Annotated in this window: 2 protein-coding genes; both read right to left on the bottom strand. The window is 32.3% G+C overall.

The features are described from left to right. Positions 1-195: 195 nt before the first annotated feature. Positions 196-678, bottom strand: coding sequence for a HigA family addiction module antitoxin (locus L2567_RS20915; RefSeq protein ID WP_235299816.1), 483 nt, complete (start codon positions 676-678; stop codon positions 196-198). Further along, positions 675-1,091 carry a hypothetical protein gene (locus tag L2567_RS20910; RefSeq protein ID WP_235299815.1) on the bottom strand — a complete coding sequence of 139 codons (417 nt, stop codon included), beginning with the start codon at positions 1,089-1,091 and terminating at the stop codon, positions 675-677. Before L2567_RS20910 ends, L2567_RS20915 begins: the two co-directional genes overlap by 4 nt. Positions 1,092-1,339: the final 248 nt, after the last annotated feature.

Genomic DNA, 1,339 nt, shown 5'->3' with positions numbered 1-1,339 from the left:
CGATTACTTTTTGATTTAAGCTTAATGTCAATTTCTTATCCATTGATTTCTATTTACGTGTAAATGTACATATTTAACACGTATAAATCAAGATTGAAGCTGTAAATCTTTTTCTGAGAGATAACGGCCAGCGACATCCAGCGTGCGAGGCGATAGCCGAAGCATGATGTGATGACGCATGTTACCCATCGTTTCTTAGCTAATTAACTCCATCAAATTATACTCTTTGTCTCCATCTGAATATGACTTTTCAACTTGCCTAATTTCATTCTTACTCTGTATCCTTAACCATAATTCAGCATCAATTTTAGAAAGTTTTTCCAATATGACGGCCATATCTGTCGTAACTCTTCTTTCGCCATTTAATATCTTACTTAAATTGGAAGGTCTTATTTCTAAATATCTTGCGAAATCGACTTGTTTGATCTCTAATAAATTGATGAATTTCTTAACAAAATTGCCTATTGGGATAATCTCTTTATCTGATTGTAGATAATCTTCTATTTGAAATTTTAATCCTATTAAGGCAATCCTGATTCTTTCTTCTTTTGGAGTCTCAGCTACTTTACTTCGTATTAATAATCTAAAGTCTTCATATTCTTTTGTGCCAATATCCATCTTTTCTGTTAGGATACCGTTTGTCAATTGGCTTAACATATCTTTTGATTGTTTCATCATTTCAAATATTTATTTATCAATTTTTCTCCAGAAATTGGATCAATGTACATTCGTTGGCCAATCGTCTGTGTAGCATAATATCTGGTCTTATATAGGTCGATTAGACTTGTTTTTGAAACAAAGGTCAAATATCCTTTATACGCATTTTCAAGTTTGAGAGATTCTTTACATCCAAAAGCTATCAAACAACCAGCAACTCGATCATTCTCTTTTGTTGATCCGATATTTATTGGCGCAACTTCTATCAATTCCATAATTAACATACCTTCATCATTAACTAATTGAATGACTCCATGTAGTTTATTGGAATTCTTTTCTATTAGTACGAATATTGTTGAAGGTCTCTGTCTAAATTCTTGTCTCCAATTGAAATTCCATCCATCTTTCTTGGTTGGAATATTTTCTTTTGTCATTGGGATGATTAAACACTCAATCTTGAGACCGCTTACTTTATTTAGTATATACAAATTGTCAAATATGTATAACAAATATACAATCTTAAACTGATATTGTCAAGTGTGTCTAAATGATGGGTAACGGCCAGCGATAGGAGGAGTTTCGCTTTCCTCTATCTTGATCGGTTTTCTAATGTAGCAATATTTCATTCAATACTTGCAATCAGGACTCTTCTGAAGCGAAATTACTTCCTTATCGCATGTTA

The organism is Portibacter marinus (assembly GCF_021533195.1).
Taxonomy (GTDB): Bacteria; Bacteroidota; Bacteroidia; order Chitinophagales; family Saprospiraceae; genus Portibacter; species Portibacter marinus.
Note: the sequence above shows the minus strand (reverse complement) of the source record. Positions and strands in the feature narration are given on the sequence as shown.

Bases quoted from the DNA above. Each gene is read 5' to 3' on its own strand.
- L2567_RS20910 (WP_235299815.1), bottom strand. From the start codon at position 1,091: ATGACAAAAGAAAATATTCCAACCAAGAAAGATGGATGGAATTTCAAT.
- L2567_RS20915 (WP_235299816.1), bottom strand. From the start codon at position 678: ATGATGAAACAATCAAAAGATATGTTAAGCCAATTGACAAACGGTATC.